This is a genomic window from Streptomyces scabichelini, from assembly GCF_011045015.1.
Classification (GTDB): domain Bacteria; phylum Actinomycetota; class Actinomycetes; order Streptomycetales; family Streptomycetaceae; genus Streptomyces; species Streptomyces scabichelini.
In genome coordinates this window covers 1-1,121 of record NZ_JAAKZY010000469.1, presented here as the reverse complement: position 1 = coordinate 1,121, position 1,121 = coordinate 1, and the positions used below count along the sequence as shown (strand labels likewise).

The following is a 1,121-nucleotide window of genomic DNA, read 5'->3' as shown; positions in this document are numbered from 1 at the left end:
CTTCCCGCCCTTCCCGGCTGGAACTCGATCCGTGGGCGCATGGCCATCGTGCTGGCCGTGCCTACCTGCCTGCTGCTCGTTCTGACGGGGCTAGGCGTCGCCGACCGCGCCGCCGACTGGTCCGACGCGCGCGGCACCGAGGCGCAGGTCGGCGTGCTGCTGCGGGTGCAGGATCTGGTACGGGAACTCCAGCGCGAACGCGGGCTCACCAACGGGCTGCTGGGCGGCGCGCAGGAGTACCGGGACGACGTACGGACGCAGCGGGACCGTACCGACGACGCCCGCTCCGCATTGCGAGCGGTGCTCTCGGAGGAGAGCGGTGATCTGCCGGGCGCCGCTGCCTCCGCCCTCGACGAGGCCCAGGTTCCCCTCGCCGACCTTCCCGTCACCCGTGCCGAGGTCGACACCGGCACCGCCGACCGCGCCGGCACCCTGACCTACTACACGAAGGCCGTCACCGCGCTCATCGACGCCGAGTCCGCGGGCGCGGCCCACGGTGAGCGCCGTATCACCGAGGGCGTCCAGTCGCTGCAGGCCCTGGCCCGCGCCACCGAGGCCGTGGCCCTGGAACGCGGCTCGCTCAACGGGGTGTTCGCGGCCGGGCGCTTCCGGGGCGGCGAGTACCTCGACTTCACCGAGATCCGCGCCACCCGCCTCGCCGCGCTCGACCAGTTCCGCGAACTCGCCACACCCGCCCAGCAGTCCGACCTCGACGCCGCCTTCAAGACGTCCGCAGCCCGGCGCGTCAGCGGCTACGAGACGCAGGCCGAGCGCGGCGCCGACGGCTCGCGGCTGAACGTCGCCCCCGCCCGCTGGTGGCGGGACATGACGGCCCTCGTCGACGACCTGCACGGCGTGCAGCGCACCGTCGGCGACGACGTACGCGCCCATGCCGAGGACAGCGGCGCCGCAGCCACCCGTCAGCTCGGCGGCTTCCTCGGACTCGGCGCGCTGATCGTCGCCGTGGCCGCCGCGCTCGCCGTGATCTCCGCCCGCTCCATCACCCGCCCCCTCGGCGCCCTCGCCGACGAGGCCGACGCGGTCGCGGGCACCCGGCTGCCCACCGCCGTCAAACGCATCCAGGAGGCCGACCCGGACACCCCCCGCCCCGACGACACCGG

1 protein-coding gene is annotated in these 1,121 nt (G+C 74.8%); it reads left to right on the top strand.

Annotated elements, in window-relative coordinates:
- Nucleotides 1-39: 39 nt before the first annotated feature.
- A partial coding sequence (locus tag G5C60_RS50730; protein ID WP_206441026.1) for a nitrate- and nitrite sensing domain-containing protein occupies nucleotides 40-1,121 on the top strand: 1,082 nt, incomplete at its 3' end.